The 18,102-nt window shown below is 56.0% G+C and carries 18 protein-coding genes; 4 read left to right on the top strand and 14 right to left on the bottom strand.

The genetic code is table 11. The features are described 5' to 3' along the window. Positions 1-17: 17 nt before the first annotated feature. The 3 genes from gspD to QQL78_RS21555 all read left to right on the top strand — a co-directional run bounded on the left by gspD (position 18) and on the right by QQL78_RS21555 (position 4,298). Positions 18-1,931 carry a type II secretion system secretin GspD gene (gspD, locus tag QQL78_RS21545; RefSeq protein ID WP_284376972.1) on the top strand — a complete coding sequence of 638 codons (1,914 nt, stop codon included), beginning with the start codon at positions 18-20 and terminating at the stop codon, positions 1,929-1,931. 214 nt (positions 1,932-2,145) lie between these two features. After that, positions 2,146-2,955 (top strand): IclR family transcriptional regulator, encoded by an 810-nt coding sequence (locus QQL78_RS21550; protein ID WP_284376976.1) that lies wholly within the window; start codon positions 2,146-2,148, stop codon positions 2,953-2,955. Further along, positions 2,952-4,298, top strand: coding sequence for an aminotransferase class III-fold pyridoxal phosphate-dependent enzyme (locus QQL78_RS21555; protein WP_284376978.1), 1,347 nt, complete (start codon positions 2,952-2,954; stop codon positions 4,296-4,298). Before QQL78_RS21550 ends, QQL78_RS21555 begins: the two co-directional genes overlap by 4 nt. 15 nt (positions 4,299-4,313) lie before the next feature. Here the strand turns inward: QQL78_RS21555 and QQL78_RS21560 are convergent, their stop codons facing one another. The 5 genes from QQL78_RS21560 to pobA are packed head-to-tail and all read right to left on the bottom strand — an operon-like array spanning position 4,314 to position 8,107. Then, entirely contained in the window at positions 4,314-5,141 is an 828-nt protein-coding gene (locus QQL78_RS21560) for a 3-oxoadipate:acetyl-CoA acetyltransferase (RefSeq protein WP_284376980.1), read from the bottom strand. A gap of 7 nt (positions 5,142-5,148) precedes the next feature. Continuing rightward, a complete protein-coding gene (gene pcaG, locus QQL78_RS21565) occupies positions 5,149-5,763 on the bottom strand; it encodes a protocatechuate 3,4-dioxygenase subunit alpha (RefSeq protein WP_284376981.1) in 615 nt (204 codons plus the stop codon). Between the two features lie 2 nt (positions 5,764-5,765). Beyond that, a complete protein-coding gene (gene pcaH / locus QQL78_RS21570; RefSeq protein WP_284376983.1) occupies positions 5,766-6,512 on the bottom strand; it encodes a protocatechuate 3,4-dioxygenase subunit beta in 747 nt (248 codons plus the stop codon). After that, positions 6,509-6,889 (bottom strand): 4-carboxymuconolactone decarboxylase, encoded by a 381-nt coding sequence (gene pcaC / locus QQL78_RS21575; RefSeq protein ID WP_284376985.1) that lies wholly within the window; start codon positions 6,887-6,889, stop codon positions 6,509-6,511. Before pcaC ends, pcaH begins: the two co-directional genes overlap by 4 nt. A gap of 48 nt (positions 6,890-6,937) precedes the next feature. Then, a complete protein-coding gene (gene pobA / locus QQL78_RS21580; protein ID WP_284376987.1) occupies positions 6,938-8,107 on the bottom strand; it encodes a 4-hydroxybenzoate 3-monooxygenase in 1,170 nt (389 codons plus the stop codon). A 96-nt stretch (positions 8,108-8,203) separates the two neighbouring features. Between pobA and pcaQ the strand changes: the two genes are divergently transcribed. Next, entirely contained in the window at positions 8,204-9,115 is a 912-nt protein-coding gene (pcaQ, locus tag QQL78_RS21585; RefSeq protein WP_284376989.1) for a pca operon transcription factor PcaQ, read from the top strand. A 102-nt stretch (positions 9,116-9,217) separates the two neighbouring features. Here pcaQ and QQL78_RS21590 read toward each other — a convergent pair whose 3' ends face one another. The 9 genes from QQL78_RS21590 to QQL78_RS21630 all read right to left on the bottom strand — a co-directional run bounded on the left by QQL78_RS21590 (position 9,218) and on the right by QQL78_RS21630 (position 17,855). Continuing rightward, positions 9,218-10,072 carry a DUF481 domain-containing protein gene (locus tag QQL78_RS21590; protein ID WP_284376991.1) on the bottom strand — a complete coding sequence of 285 codons (855 nt, stop codon included), beginning with the start codon at positions 10,070-10,072 and terminating at the stop codon, positions 9,218-9,220. A 135-nt stretch (positions 10,073-10,207) separates the two neighbouring features. Next, positions 10,208-11,137, bottom strand: coding sequence for a LysR family transcriptional regulator (locus QQL78_RS21595; RefSeq protein ID WP_284376993.1), 930 nt, complete (start codon positions 11,135-11,137; stop codon positions 10,208-10,210). 81 nt (positions 11,138-11,218) lie between these two features. Beyond that, entirely contained in the window at positions 11,219-12,490 is a 1,272-nt protein-coding gene (locus QQL78_RS21600; RefSeq protein ID WP_284376995.1) for an amidase family protein, read from the bottom strand. Further along, positions 12,490-13,365 (bottom strand): LysR family transcriptional regulator, encoded by an 876-nt coding sequence (locus QQL78_RS21605; protein ID WP_284376998.1) that lies wholly within the window; start codon positions 13,363-13,365, stop codon positions 12,490-12,492. Before QQL78_RS21605 ends, QQL78_RS21600 begins: the two co-directional genes overlap by 1 nt. 89 nt (positions 13,366-13,454) lie before the next feature. Beyond that, a complete protein-coding gene (locus QQL78_RS21610; RefSeq protein ID WP_284377000.1) occupies positions 13,455-14,114 on the bottom strand; it encodes a DUF2848 domain-containing protein in 660 nt (219 codons plus the stop codon). A 3-nt stretch (positions 14,115-14,117) separates the two neighbouring features. Next, positions 14,118-15,398 (bottom strand): TRAP transporter large permease, encoded by a 1,281-nt coding sequence (locus QQL78_RS21615; protein ID WP_284377001.1) that lies wholly within the window; start codon positions 15,396-15,398, stop codon positions 14,118-14,120. After that, positions 15,395-15,928, bottom strand: coding sequence for a TRAP transporter small permease subunit (locus QQL78_RS21620; RefSeq protein ID WP_284377003.1), 534 nt, complete (start codon positions 15,926-15,928; stop codon positions 15,395-15,397). Before QQL78_RS21620 ends, QQL78_RS21615 begins: the two co-directional genes overlap by 4 nt. A 14-nt stretch (positions 15,929-15,942) precedes the next feature. Then, positions 15,943-16,977 (bottom strand): TRAP transporter substrate-binding protein, encoded by a 1,035-nt coding sequence (locus tag QQL78_RS21625; RefSeq protein ID WP_284377005.1) that lies wholly within the window; start codon positions 16,975-16,977, stop codon positions 15,943-15,945. Positions 16,978-16,994: 17 nt separating this feature from the next. Next, the gene (locus QQL78_RS21630) at positions 16,995-17,855 is read right to left on the bottom strand and encodes a putative hydro-lyase (RefSeq protein ID WP_284377007.1); all 861 of its coding nucleotides are present in this window, start codon (positions 17,853-17,855) and stop codon (positions 16,995-16,997) included. Positions 17,856-18,102: the final 247 nt, after the last annotated feature.

An 18,102-nucleotide genomic window follows, 5' to 3' on the forward strand; every position in this document is an offset into this window, starting at 1 on the left:
GGATGGGGAGGAGCAGCATGCGCAGATTGACCGCCCATCTTGTACTTCTGGTATTCTTGTTGCCTTCTGCGCTTTGGGCGCAATTGGACAATGCCAAGGCTGATTTCGTGATCAACCTGCGCAATGCTGAAATTTCCGTGCTGGCCGAACAAGTGTCTGAAATCACTGAACGCACATTGGTGATCAACCCTGGTCTTGCGGGGGATGTGACGGTGATCTCTGCCAAACCCCTAACGCAGGCAGGCGTCTGGTCCTTGTTTCAATCCATGCTGCGGGTGCGCGGTTTTGTGGCGGTTGAGGCCGGGGTGATCTGGGAGATTGTCCCCGAAACCCAATCCGTTGCCAAAGGAGGTGCTGCCGGTGCCGGTAGTCCGGCAGGAGATCAGGATGTGGTCACTAAACTGGTGCCGCTCGCGCGGCTGCCTTCTGCCGAGGCGGTGCGGGTGCTGCGCCCGCTGGTGGCCCAGAACGGATATATCGAGGCGCTGACAGATCCGAACGCCATTATCATTACTGACACGCAGGCCAATGTGGACCGCATTGTTGCCATCGCCCGCACATTTGACACACCCGAGGAACAGCGCACCGAGGTGATCCGATTTGCTTTTGCCGAGGCAGAGACCGTGGCGCAAGCCATGACCGAGGTGCTTGGATCTTCTGGGACGGGGGCAAAAATCTCTGTTGATACGGCTTCCAATCTGCTGCTGGTACGTGGCACGGAGAGGGACATCAGCCAGATCAGGCAGCTTGCCCGTGACCTTGACGTCGCCCCACGCAGCAATCCAAGAGTGCAAAAACGCACACATCTTTATGCATTGAAATACGGCGATGCCGAGGTTGTCGCCGCCATTGTTGCAAACACCCTGCAAGGGGGCGCGGATATTGCCAATCCGGTGGCGCAGGCGGTGGAGGGTGATCAGGTGCCCTTGCCATCTGGCCCGGCGCCAGAGGTCTCCGTGCAGGCCTCGACTGAAACAAATTCCATTGTTATCCGTGGCACGGCGACCCAAATTCAGGAAGCCACCAGTCTGATTGCAGCGCTGGACCAGCGGCCTGCGCAAGTGATGATTGAGGCCGCCATTGTCGAAGTCTCCGGTGAGGTTGCCGAACGGCTTGGTGTGCAACTTGGCCTTGGCGAGAATATTCCTCGCGGCGGTATTGCGGCGACGTCCTTTGGTAACGGTGGCGCCTCGCTTGGCAATGTCCTGAGCGCCCTAGGCGTTAGTCAGGCATCGGGTCTGGCCAGTGGTCTGACATTGGGCGGTGCAGTCGATAACTTTGGCATTCTGGTGCAGGCGCTGTCGCAATCAACACAGGCCAATCTGCTGTCAACACCATCAATCACCACCACGGACAATAAACCGGCGACCATTGTGGTGGGTCAGAACGTCCCGTTCCGCACCGGATCTTTTGCGACGGATGGCAATACGGCCACGCCCTTCACCACCATCGAGCGGCGCGATGTCGGTATCACCATGCAGGTGCTGCCGCGTGTGACCTCGAACGGGGTTGTGCGGCTGGACATTTCGCAGGAGGTCTCAAGCCTTGTGGATGCAAATGTCGAAGGAGCGGCCGATCTGGTGACAAATCGGCGGGTAATCGAAACCACGGTGCAAGCACAGGACGGTGGCACCATTGTGCTGGGCGGGTTGATCACCGACGACAGCAGCGCGGTCAATGGCAAGGTTCCGGGGCTAGGCGATACGCCAATCATCGGCGGGTTATTCCGCTCGCGCAGCAAAAGCCAGACCCGGCGCACCCTGTTTGTCTTTATGCGCCCCACGGTCATCGACAGCCAGCACAAGGCGACAGCAGTGGCACAACGCCAGTTCAAACGGATCCGCGAGGCCGATGCCGCGGAACCGCCACGCAGCCTGTTGAAAGAACGCAAGGTCGAACGGCTGCCGCTGGAGATCAACGGGCTGTATTGAGGGCGGGTTTTACACCACCCAGATTGCTACCCCGACAGCAAACGCAGGAAAAGGCACTGTCTAAGGACTACGTGCAGTGCCTTTTTCTGGATAGAGAACTCCCCTTTCACATCTCATCGGTTCAATTAATAAACCGATGTATTGAAAAATTGATTGCGTTGGCCGCGCTAATCGTCAAGCTTCTGAGAAGCAGAACCTTTTCAAGAAAGCGGATATGTCTGTCGTTGCCAAAGCCCTCGCATTGCTGAACCACTTTTCCGTGGATTGTCCCGAAATCGGTCTGTCGGATCTGTGCCGTGCGGCTAAACGTGACAAGGCCACGACCTATCGTCATCTCACGGCGCTGCAGGATCTGGGGTTTGTGGAACAGAACCCGCGCACCAAATCCTATCGGATTGGCCCTGCCGTCTTGCATCTGGCGGATCTGCGTGAAGCTACCGTGCCACGGCGCAGCGGTGCCCTTGCCCCTCTGCAAACACTTGCGGATGCCATTGGTGAAACCGCACATGTTTCCGTGCTGTCCGGTTACACGCTGCATGCCCTGGCCTTTTGTGAATCGAATTTGCACAGCACACGTGCGGTGATCGACCTGCAGACCCTGCCGCTGCATGCCACGGCATCGGGACTGTGCGTTTTGGCCTTTGGCCCGCCAGAGTTGATGCCCGTCGCAACAGCGGGGTTGGCGGCGTTCACCTCTCATACCGCCGCCACAGAGGAGCAGCTGCAAGTGCTGGTGGATGCCGCCGCCACACAGGGGTTTGCCATCTCGGATCGCGGGCTTGAGGCGGATATTCACGGGCTTGCCGTGCCGGTCTTTGACCACACAGGCCAAGTGGCGGGCAGCGTTGCGGTGGCCAGTGTCTCAAGCCGGATCACGCCTGCCCGTATACAGGAAACCAAACATCAGCTTGTCAAAGCCAGTCAGGACATCACCCATAATTGGGGCGGACGGGTGCCGTCGAAGGTTCAGGCGCTTTGGGATGCAACATTAACCTCTGACAGCAAAAAGGCCCTTACATCATGAAAGATTCCAATTTTCTGAAAGAGAACAACGCACGCCATTTCTGGCATCCCATGACTTCGCCCGAAGACAGTATGACAGAACCGCCCAAAATCATCGTATCCTCTGAAGGGGTGCGGATCCGTGATATTGATGGTCATGATACTGTTGATGCTGTGGGCGGCTTGTGGAACGTCAATCTTGGTTACTCCTGCCAGCCGGTGAAAGATGCCATTTCCAGCCAGCTGCAAACCCTGCCGTATTATTCGACCTTTCGCGGCACCAGCAATGATGCGGCGATTGAACTATCTTATGAGCTGGCACAGTTTTTTGCCCCCGACGGGTTAAGCCGTGCGTTTTTCACCTCTGGGGGGTCGGATTCCATCGAAACCGCTTTGCGGCTGGCCCGTCAGTATCACAAGCTGCGCGCAGAGCCGGGGCGCACCAAGTTTCTAAGCCTTAAGAAAGGTTATCACGGCACCCATATGGGCGCGGCAAGCGTCAACGGAAATGCCAATTTCAGGGCGGCATATGAACCCTTGATGCCCGGCTGTTTTCACATTCCGGCCCCCTATACCTATCGCAATCCCTTCAATGAAACCGACCCTGCCAAGCTGGCGCAGCTTTGTGCAAATGCGCTGGAAGACGAGATCGCATTTCAGGGGGCCCATACCATCGCGGCCATGGTCATTGAACCTATCCTCGGGGCAGGCGGGGTGATTGTACCACACCCCAGTTTCGCGCCAATGGTTCAGGAGATTTGCAACCGCCACGGTATCTTGTTGATCACAGATGAGGTGATCACCGCCTATGGGCGCACCGGTGCATGGACCGGGGCCCGCCTGTGGGGCATCAAGCCGGATATGATGGCGACAGCCAAGGCGATCACAAACGGGTTTTTTCCTTTCGGTGCTGTGATGCTGGGGGATCGGATGATTGACGCCTTCGAAGGCAATCCGGCAGCCAAAATCGGGCACGGCTATACCTATTCCGGCCATCCGGTCGGGGCGGCTGCTGCATTGGCCTGTCTGGCAGAAACCAAACGGCTGAATGTTGTCGAAAACGCCGCCGCGCGGGGCACGCAGATCTATGAAGGCTGCAAGGCGCTGATGGAAAAACACGAGATCATTGGTGACGTGCGTGGCGGCCACGGGTTGATGACAGCGATTGAACTGGTCAGCGACCGTGCCACGAAAAAGCCGATAGATGGCGCACGGGCAGGGGTGGTTCAGGACGTGGCCTATCAGAACGGAGCCATGGTGCGGGTATCGGGGCCGAACATCATCCTGTCACCGCCGCTGGTACTGACGCAGGCGGATGCGGATGTGATCCTTTCGGCGCTGGATGTTGGGCTGGCCGCGGCCTAGAGCTGGCGAAGGCGGTTAGGTCTCCAGCCCAAGGATTGCGCGGGCCTGTTGCCATGTGGCGACGGGGCGCTCGTATTTCTCGCACAGATCGACCGCACGCTGCACCAGCGCCGCGTTCGACGGGGCAAGGCGTTCGCGATCCAATCGTATGTTATCTTCTAGGCCGGTACGGGTGTGACCACCTTTGGCAATAGACCATTCATTGATGGTCAGCTGGGCCGGTCCAATGCCTGCGGCACACCATTGCGCATCAGGCGCAAGCCGTTTCAGCGTTTCAATATAGAAATCAAAGATCGGCTCATCCGCCGGCATCGCGTTTTTCACCCCCATGACAAATTGCACGTAAAGCGGCCCCTTGAGCCGCCCATCCGCGGCCATTCTTGCAGCATGTACAATATGCCCAAGATCAAAGGCTTCAATCTCGGGCTTCACCTTATAGGTGATCATCTCAGCGGCCAGCCAATCGACCAGATCGGGGCTGTTTTCATAGACCCGTGTGGGAAAGTTGTTTGACCCCACCGTCAGGGAGGCCATGTCGGGTGCAAGTGGCAACATGCCACCACGTTCACGCCCGGCACCGGACCGCCCGCCGGACGAGAATTGCACAATCATGCCGGGGCAGTGTTTTTCCAAACCTTCTTTCAATGCCGCAAAACGTTCGGGGTCAGAGGTCGGCTTGCCCGCATCATCACGCACATGGCAATGGGCGATGCTGGCCCCGGCTTCAAAAGCCTGTTGGGTGCTTTCAATCTGTTCGGCGATGGTGACCGGCACAGCGGGATTGTCGGCCTGTGTCGGCACAGATCCGGTGATGGCGACACAGATGATACAGGGGTTGGTCATGGCGTTCTCAGATATCAAAAAAGATGGTTTCATCCGGCCCTTGCAAATGGATGTCGAACCGGTAACTGCCATTTGCCTGTTGTTTGGCAAGCAGGGTTGGCACACGGTTTTGATGTTCGATCCGTGTCAGGATCGGATCCACGGCATTCGCGGCGGCCTCGTCTTCGAAATAGATCCGGGTGTGCAGGCCGATGTTGATCCCGCGGGCCACAATCCATGCGGTGATATGGGGTGCCTGCATGCGCCCATCGGGAAAGGGCACCGCACCCGGTTTGACGGTCTCAAAGGTGAATTCGCCAGTCTCCATATCCCCCGGTGAACGGCCCCAGCCGGTGAAATTAGGATCAGCTGTACCGCGTGTTTCATTGGCGGAGGCAAACAGGCCCGCCGCATCGGGTTGCCAGATTTCGATCATCGCATCGCGCAACGGTGTGCCGGTGCCATCATAGACAATGCCCTTGATGGTGATCTCGCTGCCCTGTACCGGGCCGGTCTTCATCGAGGTGCCAAGGTCACCACCGTAAATCTCAATGCCGGTAAAGTTGGGTGTGCAGCCGATATGCACATAGGGCCCCGCCGTCTGGCTGGGGCTTTCGCGCAGATGGTTCAAAGGTTGTACCATGATCACAGCCCCTCCTTGCGGTTCTCGAAATAGGTTTGCCGCCGGCCGCGCAGCACGATGTCGAATTTGAACGCACGGCTGTCCATCGGGACAGTGCGGTTCATGTCCAAGGGTGCGGTCAACGCGTCAATCGCCGCTTGCGTTTTAAGGATTCCGACGATGGGGCACAGTTTGATATGCGGATCCCCTTCGAAATACATCTGGGTGATCAGACGCTGGGCAAAACCATGCCCGAAGATCGAGAAATGGATATGGGCAGGGCGCCAATCGTTCATGCCGTTGGGCCAAGGGTAGGGGCCGGGTTGGATACTGCGAAATTCGTAACTGCCATCCGCCCCGGTGATGGTGCGTCCACAGCCGCCAAAGTTGGGGTCCAGCGGTGCCAGATAGCTTTCTTTCTTGTGACGATACCGCCCGCCTGCATTGGCCTGCCAGACCTCCAGCAAGGCACCGGGCACACCGCGACCGTTTTCATCCAAGACTCGCCCATGCACGATGATGCGCGGGCCAATTGCGCTTGCACCATCCTGCGCGTAGTTGTGGATCAGATCGCTGTCCAGTGCGCCCAGCATGTGATGGCCAAACATTGGCGCGGTTTCTTCGCTAAGCGTGCTGGGGAAGGACAAAAGCGCGGCCTGCGGGCTGCGTTTGATGCTGGTTTTATAAGGCGGGGTCAGCGCCTCGGGCTGCCAGTTGCGGTCGCGTGGGATATAGCCGCCGGTTTTGGCGGGCATGTCGGCACTGCTCATAAAGGGACTCCCATCTCGGCAAAGGTCTGTTTGGCCAGTTTAATCGCATGGTTGGCTTTCGGCACACCCGCATAGACCGCCACATGCATAAACGCCTGCATCACATCCTGCGGGCTGGCACCTGTATTGGCCGTGGCGCGGATGTGCATCGGGATCTCCTCAAAGTTGCCGGTTGCAGCTAGCAAGGACAGGGTCAACATCGAACGCTCGCGGTCACTGATGCTGTCATTTGACCACAATGTGCCCCAGGCCCCTTCGGTAATCATGTCTTGGAATGGGGTGTCAAACGTTGTGCGACTGGCCTCTGCACGGTTTACATGGGCATCCCCCAGAACCCTGCGCCGGGTGGTCATGCCTTTTTCGAAACGATCGGACATTGTCGATCTCCCTTGTAAACCGATCTGGAGGCGTTGTTCAGTTGGCCCTCAATAGGGCAGCCCGACATAGTTTTCCGCCATTGCCTGTTGCGCAGCCTTATTGGTGCGCAGGAATTCTATTTCTGCAACCTGCATTTTCAGGTCGAATGGTGTTTGATCCGGGTAGCTGTGCATCAGAGAAGAGAACCACCAGCTGAACCTTTCTGCTTTCCAGACGCGGGCCAGTGCCTTTTCAGAATAGCTGTCGATGCCATTGGTGCTGTTGTTTTCGTAAAAATCACGTAACCCATTATAAAGGTAGTGCACATCCGATGCGGCAGTGTTCAGCCCCTTCGCCCCTGTTGGTGGAACAATATGCGCAGCATCACCGCAAAGGAACAGCCTGCCCCAGCGCATGGGTTCGGTCACAAAGGACCGCAGCGGCGCGATGGATTTCTCGATGCTGGGGCCGGTGACCAATTTATTCGCCTGTTCGTCGGGGATGCGGCGTTTCAGCTCCTGCCAGAATGCGGCATCTGTCCAGTCTTCAGGCCGATCTGAAGACGAACACTGAATGTAATAGCGGCTTAGCTTTTCATTGCGCATTGAACACAGGGCAAAGCCGCGCGGCGAGTTGGCATAGATCAGCTCATTGTTGACCGGGGGTGTGTCAGACAGGATGCCAAGCCAGCCAAACGGATAGACCTTTTCATATTCGCGGCGTACCTCAAGGGGGATTGCCTGGCGGCTGACGCCATGAAACCCGTCACATCCTGCAACAAAGTCGCAGTCTATTTCACGGGCCTGTCCGTCCACAGTATAACGCACCTTCGGTGCCTCCGTGTCGGCACCCTGGATCACCACGTCTTCGACATTGAATTCGATCTGACCACCGACCTTTTCACGGGCGTCATATAGATCGCGGGTCACTTCGGTTTGGCCATAGACCATCACCGGTTTGCCTGTGTGTTCAATGAAATCAACGCGAAACATTTCGTCGCCATAGGAAATAAGCGTACCGTCATGTTCGATACCTTCGGCATGCAGACGTGCCGCGCAGCCGGCCTCTTCCATCAGGCCAACCAGCCCCTGTTCCAGAACGCCAGCGCGGATGCGGCTAAGCACATATTGCTTGGTCTTGCGTTCCAACACCACGGAACTGATCCCGCGTGTGTGCAGCAGTTGGGACAACAACAGACCGGAGGGCCCGCCACCAATAATTGCGACCTGCGTTTTCATGCCATTCTCCTGCGGCTGTTGAATTGAATGTCCCATAGTTTTATGGGTATTGAAAATGATAAAACGGGTAACTTAGATATCCAAATAGGCATCTATATGGACAGACGTATCAAATTTCGGCATCTGGATGCGTTCAGCGCGATTGTGCGGGCCAATAGCTTCAAGGTCGCGGCCAATCAGTTGAACCTGACGCAACCGGCGATTTCTAAGACGCTTAGAGAGCTGGAAGAGATACTGGGCGTGGTTGTGATGACCCGCAGCCGTGCGGGTGTATCCCTGACGCCGGAGGGTGAGGTTTTCCTGCAATTTGCAGAGCAAAGCACCGCCGCTCTTAGAAACGGTTTGCGCAGTATAAGGGCGACCAGCAGTGTGGCGGGCCAGTTGAAAGTGGGCGCCTTGCCCAGCGTGGCCACGTCCCTGTTGCCCAAGGCAGCGATGATTTTCGCAGAGCAAAGCCCCGATACCCGCGTCGAGATTCACGAAGGGCCGCACAGTGATCTGACGGCGCGGCTGCGCCAAGGGGGGCTCGATATGGTGGTTGGACGGCTGGGCAGCCCCGATGCCATGATTGGTCTGAGCTTCCGGCAGCTATACGCAGAAGAAGTTGTGATTGTCGCCAACCCCGAAAGTCCGGCCTTGGGCATCACCGATTTTCACAATCTTGCCGCCTTTCGCGTGCTTTATCCCCCCAAGGAGTCAGCCATCCGCCCTTTGGTTGCCCGGATGTTGATCGCCCGCAGCGTTCCGCTTTTTGACAATCGCATTGAAACTGCATCACCTGCTTTCGGACGTGCTGTTGTGACGTCGGATCCCCACACCGTCTGGGTCATCAGCAAAGGGGTCGTCGCCGAGGATATCGCGCAGGGCCGGTTGGTGCCCCTGAGGGTGGATATGGCACCGACACTCGGCGCTGTAGGCATTATGAGCCGCACCGAAGAAGTCCCTTCCGTTGCAACCCGTGCGTTTTCCAACCTGTTAAGCGAGGTTTGTGCGCAAGGCCGGACATAACCCTACCCCTCAACGCAAAAAGAGGATGGGTTGCCCCATCCTCTTGTCAGTCAGATCATTGACGGTACGAGGTAATCAAACCGCCGCGGATCGTTCCGTTTATCAGAACCCCAGAACCAGAGACACACCAATGGTGTTGTCTGTGGATTTCAGGCCCGCCGCAGGGTCGGTATTATAGTCTGTGCGGTAGCTGACCCGTGTGGACAGATTGTCGGACATCTTAAAGTTGATACCAGCATCGTTGGACAGAATGGTGTTCACGTCGGAACCGAGGATATCGGTGTCATTGGTGAAAGACACTGTGTCGTTGAAGGCATAGTAGTAGCGTGAAGAAACGATAAAGCCGACTTCGGTTTCAGAGTTACCGGTCACGTCTTCAAAATAACGCACGCCGGGGCCGCCCTGAACACGCCAGGTGTGGTTGTCCTTGTTGATCACACGGTAGCCGGGACCAAAGCCCAGGAAGGCGTCTGTCTCTTCACCGTCGATTTCAACACCGTTTGTATCGGTGAGGAAACCATCGTATTGCACGCGGGCAAGGCCAAAGGCATAGAAAGTATCCGAGAAGTAACGGCTGCCTTCATAGGTTGCGAAGAATTTTTCTTCGCTGCGCGCGCCATTTGCTTCGCCATACTCTGCTGCGAACCCAATCAGGTGGTTCCAGTCGCCAACGCCATAGGTCAAACGGCCAGCGGCTGACAATTCACCATTGTCAGTGTTGCCTGATGTGCCTGAGGCGGACAGTGCGAAAGAGCCGCGCCAGCCTTGTGCCACACCGTTCGGGCCAAAACGCTCTGCGTCTTCACCGCGGTTCAGATCTTTGTTCACATCCCGTGTGATGTCGTCGATGTCGTCGTTCAGTGCTTCAATGCCAGTGATTTGATTCTGCGCAAAGGAGGGTGCTGCGACAGCCAAGGCCAAGGCAGATACGGTGGCCAATTTCAAAAGAGTGTTCATGGGTCATTCCTTTCCCAACAAGGTGACCCGTCATCCGGCGTTTTCGCCCTAGATCGGGAGCATCTCTGCTGGGATTGGATATAAATCAGCAGTTACCATGAGTGAAATTCGAATAAATTGAAGATATAACAAGTATTACTCGTTTGTAATCGCGCCATTCTGATCAGGTTCGAATTCACACATATCCTCTAACAGAGCGACAACCGTTTTTTGTTCATCTTCAGCATCTTGGATAACTTCAGACAATGCAGCGCGTGCAGCGATGCCAAGATCGCCATCAAGGTCATCGCGCCAGACGGCATATGCAGGGTAGGGAAACCGTGGCGCATCTGTCACAATATGCAATAAACCAGCGTCTACCCGCCGCTTTACCGCACGTGCAGGTAGATAGGCCGAGGCCCGGCGATTGGTGATAAAGTCGGCGGCAAGCGCCCCAAGCCGCATCGTCAGGCCGGAATGCGTCAGATGGGGCAGGGCGGCGGCATGGGCGTGCACAAACTCTGGCCCCCAGTCAACAAAGACATAGCCGTCACTTTGCGCCGCAGAGGCACCCTCATAAGAGGCCACCAGAACCAATTCATCCTCCAGAGCTTTTTCCACAACCAGACCGGGGCGCAGTTGCGGCGTGTAAAGCAGGGCCGCCTGTACCACCCCTTCGACCAGAAACCGAGTGATGCGATCCGGCATGCCCAGTTCGGTGCGGATACTGAGGTCGGGGATGTCCCGGCGCAAAACATCAATCCATTTGAAACCGAGGCGCGGCCAAAGTGAATATTGCCCGCCAATGGTCAGGGATCGGGAAAAGCCTTCGGGAATGGCGATCTGCTGGCGTGCCTCTTCCCAGATTTTCAACAGACTGAGGGCGTAAAATTCAAATTCCTTGCCCGCAGGGGTCAGCAATGCCCCGGCTTTGGATCTGAAAAACAAGGGATGCCCAAGGCTGTCCTCAAGTCGCTGCACCCGCAGGCTGACCGCAGATTGGGTGACAAACAACCGATCCGAAGCGGCCACAAAAGAACCGGTATTGGCAACTTCGACAAAGGTTCTGATCAGGGTGATGTCCATATCTTATCTATGAACATCCCTCATGCTAAACACAATTCTTCCGTTTGCTTCAATCTTGCGGAGCGGCGCGGCGGTTAAGCCTTATGCGAACACCCGCTCAAGGCTTTCAGCGAGCGCCAAAAGGCCAAGATCCCGCTTTGCAGGGGCGGTCAGCATCACGCCGATACAGGTATCCTCGTGCCAGAAGGGCACCGACACCGAGCAGCCGTCCATCACATTTGCCACGGAAGGATTGCGCAGGGCCTGCAGGTTTTTACTGTTGAAAGATGCGTCTTCATCGACCTCGCTGAACCGCGGGGCCTGTATGGGAACAGTTGGCATCAGAAGTGTGGCATCCGCTAATTCGGTTTCAAATTGCGGTATCAATGCGGCCCGTAAGTTCAGGCTTTCCCTATAGGCGACGGCGCCGCGTTCTTCTGCGCGGTGCATGCGCGACAAAACACGTGGGTCAAATGTCTCGGGCGATTGTGCGAAAGCCTCTGCATAGTTCGCCCGACATTCGACCGAGGTGACATGCCATGCGGGAAACTCTGCCATCAAATCCAGAACATTTAACGGTGCATAAGACACCGAGTGGCCCGCAGCTGTCAGGCGAGCAATGGCAGCCTCAAAAGCATTGGCGATTACCGGCTCAAGATCATGCGTGCCAAAATTGGTGGGAACAATAAAACGCTTGGAAACCGGCCTGTCGAAATCTGCATTATCCTTTGCCATAACTTCAAATGCGGCGCGACAGGCCGCCACCGATTGCGCCATCACGCCAACACTGTCCAGGGTTTGCGACAAAGGTTTGCAGCCTTGACGCGAAATGGCTGATTGCGTTGGTTTGAACCCGACAATACCGTTGAAGGCCGCGGGAATACGGCAGGAACCGCCGGTATCCGTGCCAATGGCGATATCCGCCAGACCAAGGGCAACAGAGACCGCACCGCCAGAGGTCGACCCGCCGGGGATGCGGTCCGGGTCCAAGGCGTTGCAGGGCGTGTTGTAATGCGGATTAAGCCCCAGCCCGGAATAGGCAAGCTCGGTCATATTGGTATGCCCCAGCAGCAGTGCGCCTGCATCCCGAAGACGGCGAATGGCCTCTGCATCTTTCTCTGCCGGGGGGGCATCTGACAGGAAGATCGTGCCCGCACGGGTCACAAATGATTTAACATCAAACAGGTCTTTTACCGAAACCAAAGCCCCTGCCAGCGGTCCGGCTTGTGGCATTGTCTCTGTACTTAGACATTGAGTGGCAAAGGTCTGGATAAACACATGCTTTGTTCCGCTTTCTTCCCGATCAAGACGTGCAAAGACATTTGCGGCGCGGTCCTGCACAGTCTCACGGTTCCATAGAGAGGTGTCAGCCATTACTTTTGTTCCTTCCAATAGGATTCCGCCGACAATTGGGCGACCTTTGCGGCTTGGGCGTTAAGGTTGTTTTTCGGTTCGCCAAGATAGGATGCGGTCAGGCGCAGTGGGGACAGTCGCCAACCGGGATCAAACTCAACAATGCGTCCCTGTTCGATTAAAGTTGTGGCCAGCTCACAGGGAAACGTCCCGACGCAGATGCCAGAGGCCACCATCTCCAACCCGGCGTAAATCGAACTGGTGGTAAAGATCTGCGTCTTATTGCCATGTCTGGCGCTTAGCTCAGCCCGCAGCTCGCGATATGGTCGCGAGTTGCGTTTGTAGGAAACCACCGGTGTGACCGCCAGATCCGGCTCTGGTGTACCGGCGGCTTTCAGCCAGCTGAGTTCGATTGTCGAAAGGTCGATGTTATCAACGGAATATTCGGAAACCGGCCCCATCAGGATCGCAATGTCCAAAGAACGCTCCAACAGCTGCTGGCGCAAATTGACGGTCAGATCGACGGTGATTTCGACCTTGATATTGGGATATTTCTCATAAAGATCCGACAGGAAATTCGGCAACCAAAGCTGCACGATGGTTTCAACAACGCCAATACGCAAAAGTGCATTCACGCTTTGATCAGAGACAACTGTTGCTTTGATATCCTCGACAAGATCCGCCATTTTTTCGGCGTGATCCCGCAGAATTAAACCCTGTTTTGTCAGGCTGACCCCGCGTTGCGCACGATCAAACAATTGCGTGCCCAGCGACTCTTCCAATGCGGCGATGCGGCCTGAAACCGCAGGCTGGGACAGGTTCATTTCCAGCGCGGCACGCCGCACACCGCCCAAACGTGCGACCCATAAAAAGGTGGTCAATTGATCCAATGTCATGTGGATGCTCCCCGGTTTCCGATCAGCTGACATTATCGCTGACTCTTCTGACTGGATAGCATCGACTGACCTGCATCAGATCTGCCAGCCTAGGATACAATGGGCAGGGTCGACACTGCATAGGACAGTTTCATGGTTTTCCCCAGCACCGGGTCGGTCACTGTCATCCGGTATTTCCGGGCCGGGCGCACGCCGCCAATTGCGCCAAGGGTGCCGCATAACATGGCTGATCCTTCACCCAGTTCCGCCGCTGAACATAGCTCTGCAAGGGGGCGAATATTGGCAAGCGTGCCCTCTTGATACAGCACTTCAGCGCCATCACTCTCCATCCAGCAGGACAGCATGATCTGATCCAGATGACCCTTGATCGCATCATAATCCCACAACTCTGACGCCATCGGCTTGGCACAGGCCTGTTTTGAGGCCGCAACCGAAAACACCTCCAGATCCCTGTCCGTATGATCCGACGCCAGACCAAAATAGGTTTTGCCATTTGATCTGATCAACAGTGGTTCCACCTCACCGGAGGTGGCTTCCCCCAGCACCTCAATCTCACCGCTCTGGGTGAGAAGCCCGTCAGACACGCGGTAAAACAGCGGCACTTGACTTGGCGGGGCGATGCCAAGCTCTGCCAATTCGTCAATGTGATGCTGCACCGCTTCCGGGTTGCGCCCGGTCCAGCCTGCCACGATGACAGCAGTGATCGACAGCGACACATTTGTATCGCCGAAATTGAAAGCAAAGTTCATGGCTCAAAGCCCTTCTGGCAGAAATAGTGCAATGGATGGGAAGGCGATCAGCAGGGCGACCATAAACAACATGACCAAGGCATATGGAATGACCCCGACCATGACGTCGATAAAGCGTCCCTTGGTGCGCACGGCCTGAACAACATATAGATTCAGGCCAACCGGAGGGGTGATCAAAGCCATCTCGACGAGGATGATCATCAGGATACCGAACCACAGTTTATCATAGCCCAGTTCAACGATAATCGGCACGACAATCGGGATTGTCGCAACCATGAGGGACAGGGTTTCAATGAAGAAGCCAAGGATCAGATACATCAGGATGATGACCAGAAGCGTGGAGAAAGCGCTTAACCCGAGGTTTGACAGGAAGGATTGCAGGGCGGCGCTGACGCCGGAGGCCGTCAGCACAAAGTTCAGCACATAGGCCCCGATCACCACAAGCATGATCATCGAGGAGGTGCGCACCGCGCCTCTTAGGCTGTCGAGGATCATCGTCAGTGTCAGCGATCGGTGGAATGCTGCGATCAGAAAGGCCATGGCCACCCCGATGGCCGCCGCTTCGGTAGGGGTTGCAAGACCGGCATAGATTGATCCGACAATCACACCAAACAGGCCAAACAACGGGATAAGATCCCACAGACCGTTTAGTCGCCTTGCCCATGTCGTCTTGCTGCCCGGCCCGCCAAGCTTTGGCCAGATGCTGCATATCCCTGCGGTGGCCGCCATAAACATCAGCGCAAGAAGCAGCCCCGGCACAAGCCCTGCAAGAAACAGCTTTGGAATGGAGGTTTCAGTCAGGAAGCCATAGACGATCAGATTGATGGACGGTGGGATCATGATCCCAAGCGTGCCTCCGGCGGCAATGGCCCCGGAAAACAACCGCTGATCATAGCCCAGCCGCTCGGCCTGAGGCATGGCCACGCTTGCAACAGTTGCGGCCGTGGCAACTGATGACCCGGAGGTCGCCGAAAACAGCGTGGCGGTTGCGATATTCGCGTGGATCAAACCACCGGGCAGCCAGGACACCCAAGCCTCAAGCGCTGCATAGGTCCGTCGCGCAATCCCGCTTCTTACAAGGATCTCACCAAGCAGGACAAAGAACGGAATAGCAATCAATGTCGCGCTGTTGGAGGAGGACCAGACGATCTGTCCAAGGCCACGCATCAGCGGAAATGGTGAAAAGAACAGGTCAATCCCGAAGGCCAGAAGAAAAAGAACAATACCTACCGGAATTGACAGGGCGAGAAGGGCCAAAAGCCCTGTGGAGGTAAAGAGGATCATTCGCTTTCCCCCATGCCGACCGATGCATCAAAGGCATCGAGATCGCGTTTCATGAGTGACCAGAATGCGCTGGCCGTCAGCACCACGGCAGTAAAGGCGAACCACGCCCAGCCGATGATCCACAGCGATTGTGGTATCCAAAGCGGTGTTTCCAACGTGGTATTGGCCGTTGAGTTGTTGCGAATGGATTTTTCCAGAACCGGCCAGGCTTTTACGGCGATAAACAGGGCCGTCCCGGCAAGCGCGGTGATCGACAGGCAATCAAACAAGGGCCGAATGCGGTCACTGGTCTGCGCGCGGATCACATCGATGCGCACATGTGCCTTGTTTGTCAGGGTATATGCCATCCCCCAGCTCGTCGCGATGGCCATCGCATAGCCTGAAAGCTCGTCTGTCCCACCCAGAGACATCTGGAATTGACGGGCAACGATATCAAACAGGGTCGACAGGACACTGGCCAGCAGGACAAATCCTGCCGCCAGCGCAACCCAATCGTTCAGCTGATGAAGGCGAGAGATGAGGGATGGCATAGTTTGATCCAGACCTAGTTGAGAGAAACGCCGGTTGCGGCACCCACTGTATCACTCCAGCGTTTGCCCCAGTCCCCGCCGGAACGTTCAGCCCAATCGGGCAGTACTTTGGTGATCAGGATCTCACGCGCCGTGGCAACATCCGCATCGGAAACCGGCACAAGTGTCATGCTGCGTTTCTCGCCCGGGCAATCGCCTTCGCCAGTCAGACAGGCCACGTCATTTGCCAGTGCTTCCTGTGCGGTTTCCCATGCCGGTGTTTCAAGATTGTCTGTCACCTGTTGTTGGATCAGCGTCTGCTGTTCCCCTGAAAGGGAGTTCCACTTGTCCAGATTGATCGCAGTAACAACGGGGTCCCAGCCACCAAGGGGGATGGGCATCAGATGGGTGGAAACCTCCCACCAGCCAGCGCTATAGCCAGATCCCGCGCCAGTGACGGCACAATCCACAACACCTTTTTGCAACGCGCCGGGCACTTCGCCGAAACTAACGCTGACGGCTTCTGCACCCAGTGCTTCAAGCAGCTTACCCGTCATCCGGCCAGAGGCACGGATCTTCAGCCCCTTCAGGTCCGAAATGGACGAGACATCAGCGTTGCAAAACACAACCTGCGGCGGGTAGGGTGCAATGCCCAGAACTTTTGCGTTGAACACATCCGCATAGATATCATCCACCATCGGGCGGGCGGCATCTACCATCTTGCGGGCAGACGCCGCATCGGTTGCAATCAACGGAACATCAAGCCCTTCAAGCGCTGGCGTGTCTGATACCGCATAATCGGCAACAGTCATCCCAACGTCAAAGACACCTTCGCCCAACATGCGGAAAACATCGCCGCCTTTGATTCCCATCTGATCATGTGTGGTCAGGTTGACCGTAAAATCGCCGCCGCTGGCTTGCGGGAATTTCTCTGTCCAGAATGGGTTTTCATATTGCTTGTGCAGCGGCAGACCGCTCCAGCTTCCCACAACGGAAAGTGTTTCTTCGGCATATGCCGCCGTGGATGAAAGGGCAATTGCTAGCCCGGCTAGTCCGGAAGTGAACTTCATGAGGAACTCCTTGCTGGTTAAAATTGTGTAGGATTTGTGGTGGGTGAAAACGTGGAAGCATAGTCGGAAGGGGGCGTTTCCGGCCAATCGGTAATCAGCATTGCCCCCGGTGCATGGCTAAAGGCGATTTCGGGTTTTGCCTGCAACACAGCCATCTGGCTGGTCACACCGCATCCCCAGAATACCGGCACTTCGCCGGCCTTTACTTCAACCGGATCACCCCAGTCGGGATGCATGACATCTGAGATACCAATCTCACCGGGGTCGCCGATATGGATCGGGGCACCATGTGCATGTGGGAAAGCCTGACAGATCTCTTTCACCCGATTGACGTCAGACACCTGAATGGGCCGCATACTAACAACCATTGGCCCGCCAAAGGGACCAGAGCGCGTCGTTTCAATATCTGTGCGAAACATTGGAACGGTTTTCTGTTCTTCAATATGGCGTATCGTGATCCCTGCATTGATTAGTGCACGTTCAAATGTGAAGGAACATCCAATCGCAAATGCATGCAGGTCCGCCTGCCAGTGAGACAGCAAATCAGGCACCTGCCCAACAACGCTATCTCCATTGATAATATTGTAAAGCGGCAGGTCCGTTCGAATATCCAGACCTTTGCCGAGAGCCTCAAACCCCCCGTGGGCAGATGGCGCATGCGCGACCAGCGGGCAAGGCAACGGGTTTGATAAACAATAGCGTTCAAACGGTTGTGCAAGCGGTTCCGGCAAAACGATCAGATTGCATTGCAAGGCACCATCGCAATAGCCCGAGGTCGGGCCAGTATAGCCCTGAGTGCGAAATTTCAGCCGCGCCGCTTCGGGGCTTAGACTGTTTATCTGCACGTCCTTTGAACGATCAACAGTGGTCCTGATCATGTCTTGCATCTCCCCTGTATCAAAGGATGAAGGGAGAGAAGTATAAAATCAAATCGTCATTTTCTGTATCCTTTGATCGGATTTTCTGATCACAGGAATGATGAAAAAATATTACATAATTCACATTATGCAGGAAAACTTGTGTACGCGCAAAGCGATAACGTCACTCTCGAGCAAAGCAGAAGTGTCACTCTCCTCGCAAAACGATGTGAGGATGAGTGGACATGGGATGGGTGATGATGAGCGA

It is taken from the genome of Sulfitobacter pacificus, assembly GCF_030159975.1.
Lineage (GTDB): Bacteria > Pseudomonadota > Alphaproteobacteria > Rhodobacterales > Rhodobacteraceae > Sulfitobacter > Sulfitobacter pacificus.

What these genes read in the sequence shown, in the direction of transcription:
- gspD (WP_284376972.1), top strand. Translation starts at nt 18, where the DNA reads ATGCGCAGATTGACCGCCCATCTTGTACTTCTGGTATTCTTGTTGCCT.
- QQL78_RS21550 (WP_284376976.1), top strand. Translation starts at nt 2,146, where the DNA reads ATGTCTGTCGTTGCCAAAGCCCTCGCATTGCTGAACCACTTTTCCGTG.
- QQL78_RS21555 (WP_284376978.1), top strand. Translation starts at nt 2,952, where the DNA reads ATGAAAGATTCCAATTTTCTGAAAGAGAACAACGCACGCCATTTCTGG.
- QQL78_RS21560 (WP_284376980.1), bottom strand. Translation starts at nt 5,141, where the DNA reads ATGACCAACCCCTGTATCATCTGTGTCGCCATCACCGGATCTGTGCCG.
- pcaG (WP_284376981.1), bottom strand. Translation starts at nt 5,763, where the DNA reads ATGGTACAACCTTTGAACCATCTGCGCGAAAGCCCCAGCCAGACGGCG.
- pcaH (WP_284376983.1), bottom strand. Translation starts at nt 6,512, where the DNA reads ATGAGCAGTGCCGACATGCCCGCCAAAACCGGCGGCTATATCCCACGC.
- pcaC (WP_284376985.1), bottom strand. Translation starts at nt 6,889, where the DNA reads ATGTCCGATCGTTTCGAAAAAGGCATGACCACCCGGCGCAGGGTTCTG.
- pobA (WP_284376987.1), bottom strand. Translation starts at nt 8,107, where the DNA reads ATGAAAACGCAGGTCGCAATTATTGGTGGCGGGCCCTCCGGTCTGTTG.
- pcaQ (WP_284376989.1), top strand. Translation starts at nt 8,204, where the DNA reads ATGGACAGACGTATCAAATTTCGGCATCTGGATGCGTTCAGCGCGATT.
- QQL78_RS21590 (WP_284376991.1), bottom strand. Translation starts at nt 10,072, where the DNA reads ATGAACACTCTTTTGAAATTGGCCACCGTATCTGCCTTGGCCTTGGCT.
- QQL78_RS21595 (WP_284376993.1), bottom strand. Translation starts at nt 11,137, where the DNA reads ATGGACATCACCCTGATCAGAACCTTTGTCGAAGTTGCCAATACCGGT.
- QQL78_RS21600 (WP_284376995.1), bottom strand. Translation starts at nt 12,490, where the DNA reads ATGGCTGACACCTCTCTATGGAACCGTGAGACTGTGCAGGACCGCGCC.
- QQL78_RS21605 (WP_284376998.1), bottom strand. Translation starts at nt 13,365, where the DNA reads ATGACATTGGATCAATTGACCACCTTTTTATGGGTCGCACGTTTGGGC.
- QQL78_RS21610 (WP_284377000.1), bottom strand. Translation starts at nt 14,114, where the DNA reads ATGAACTTTGCTTTCAATTTCGGCGATACAAATGTGTCGCTGTCGATC.
- QQL78_RS21615 (WP_284377001.1), bottom strand. Translation starts at nt 15,398, where the DNA reads ATGATCCTCTTTACCTCCACAGGGCTTTTGGCCCTTCTCGCCCTGTCA.
- QQL78_RS21620 (WP_284377003.1), bottom strand. Translation starts at nt 15,928, where the DNA reads ATGCCATCCCTCATCTCTCGCCTTCATCAGCTGAACGATTGGGTTGCG.
- QQL78_RS21625 (WP_284377005.1), bottom strand. Translation starts at nt 16,977, where the DNA reads ATGAAGTTCACTTCCGGACTAGCCGGGCTAGCAATTGCCCTTTCATCC.
- QQL78_RS21630 (WP_284377007.1), bottom strand. Translation starts at nt 17,855, where the DNA reads ATGATCAGGACCACTGTTGATCGTTCAAAGGACGTGCAGATAAACAGT.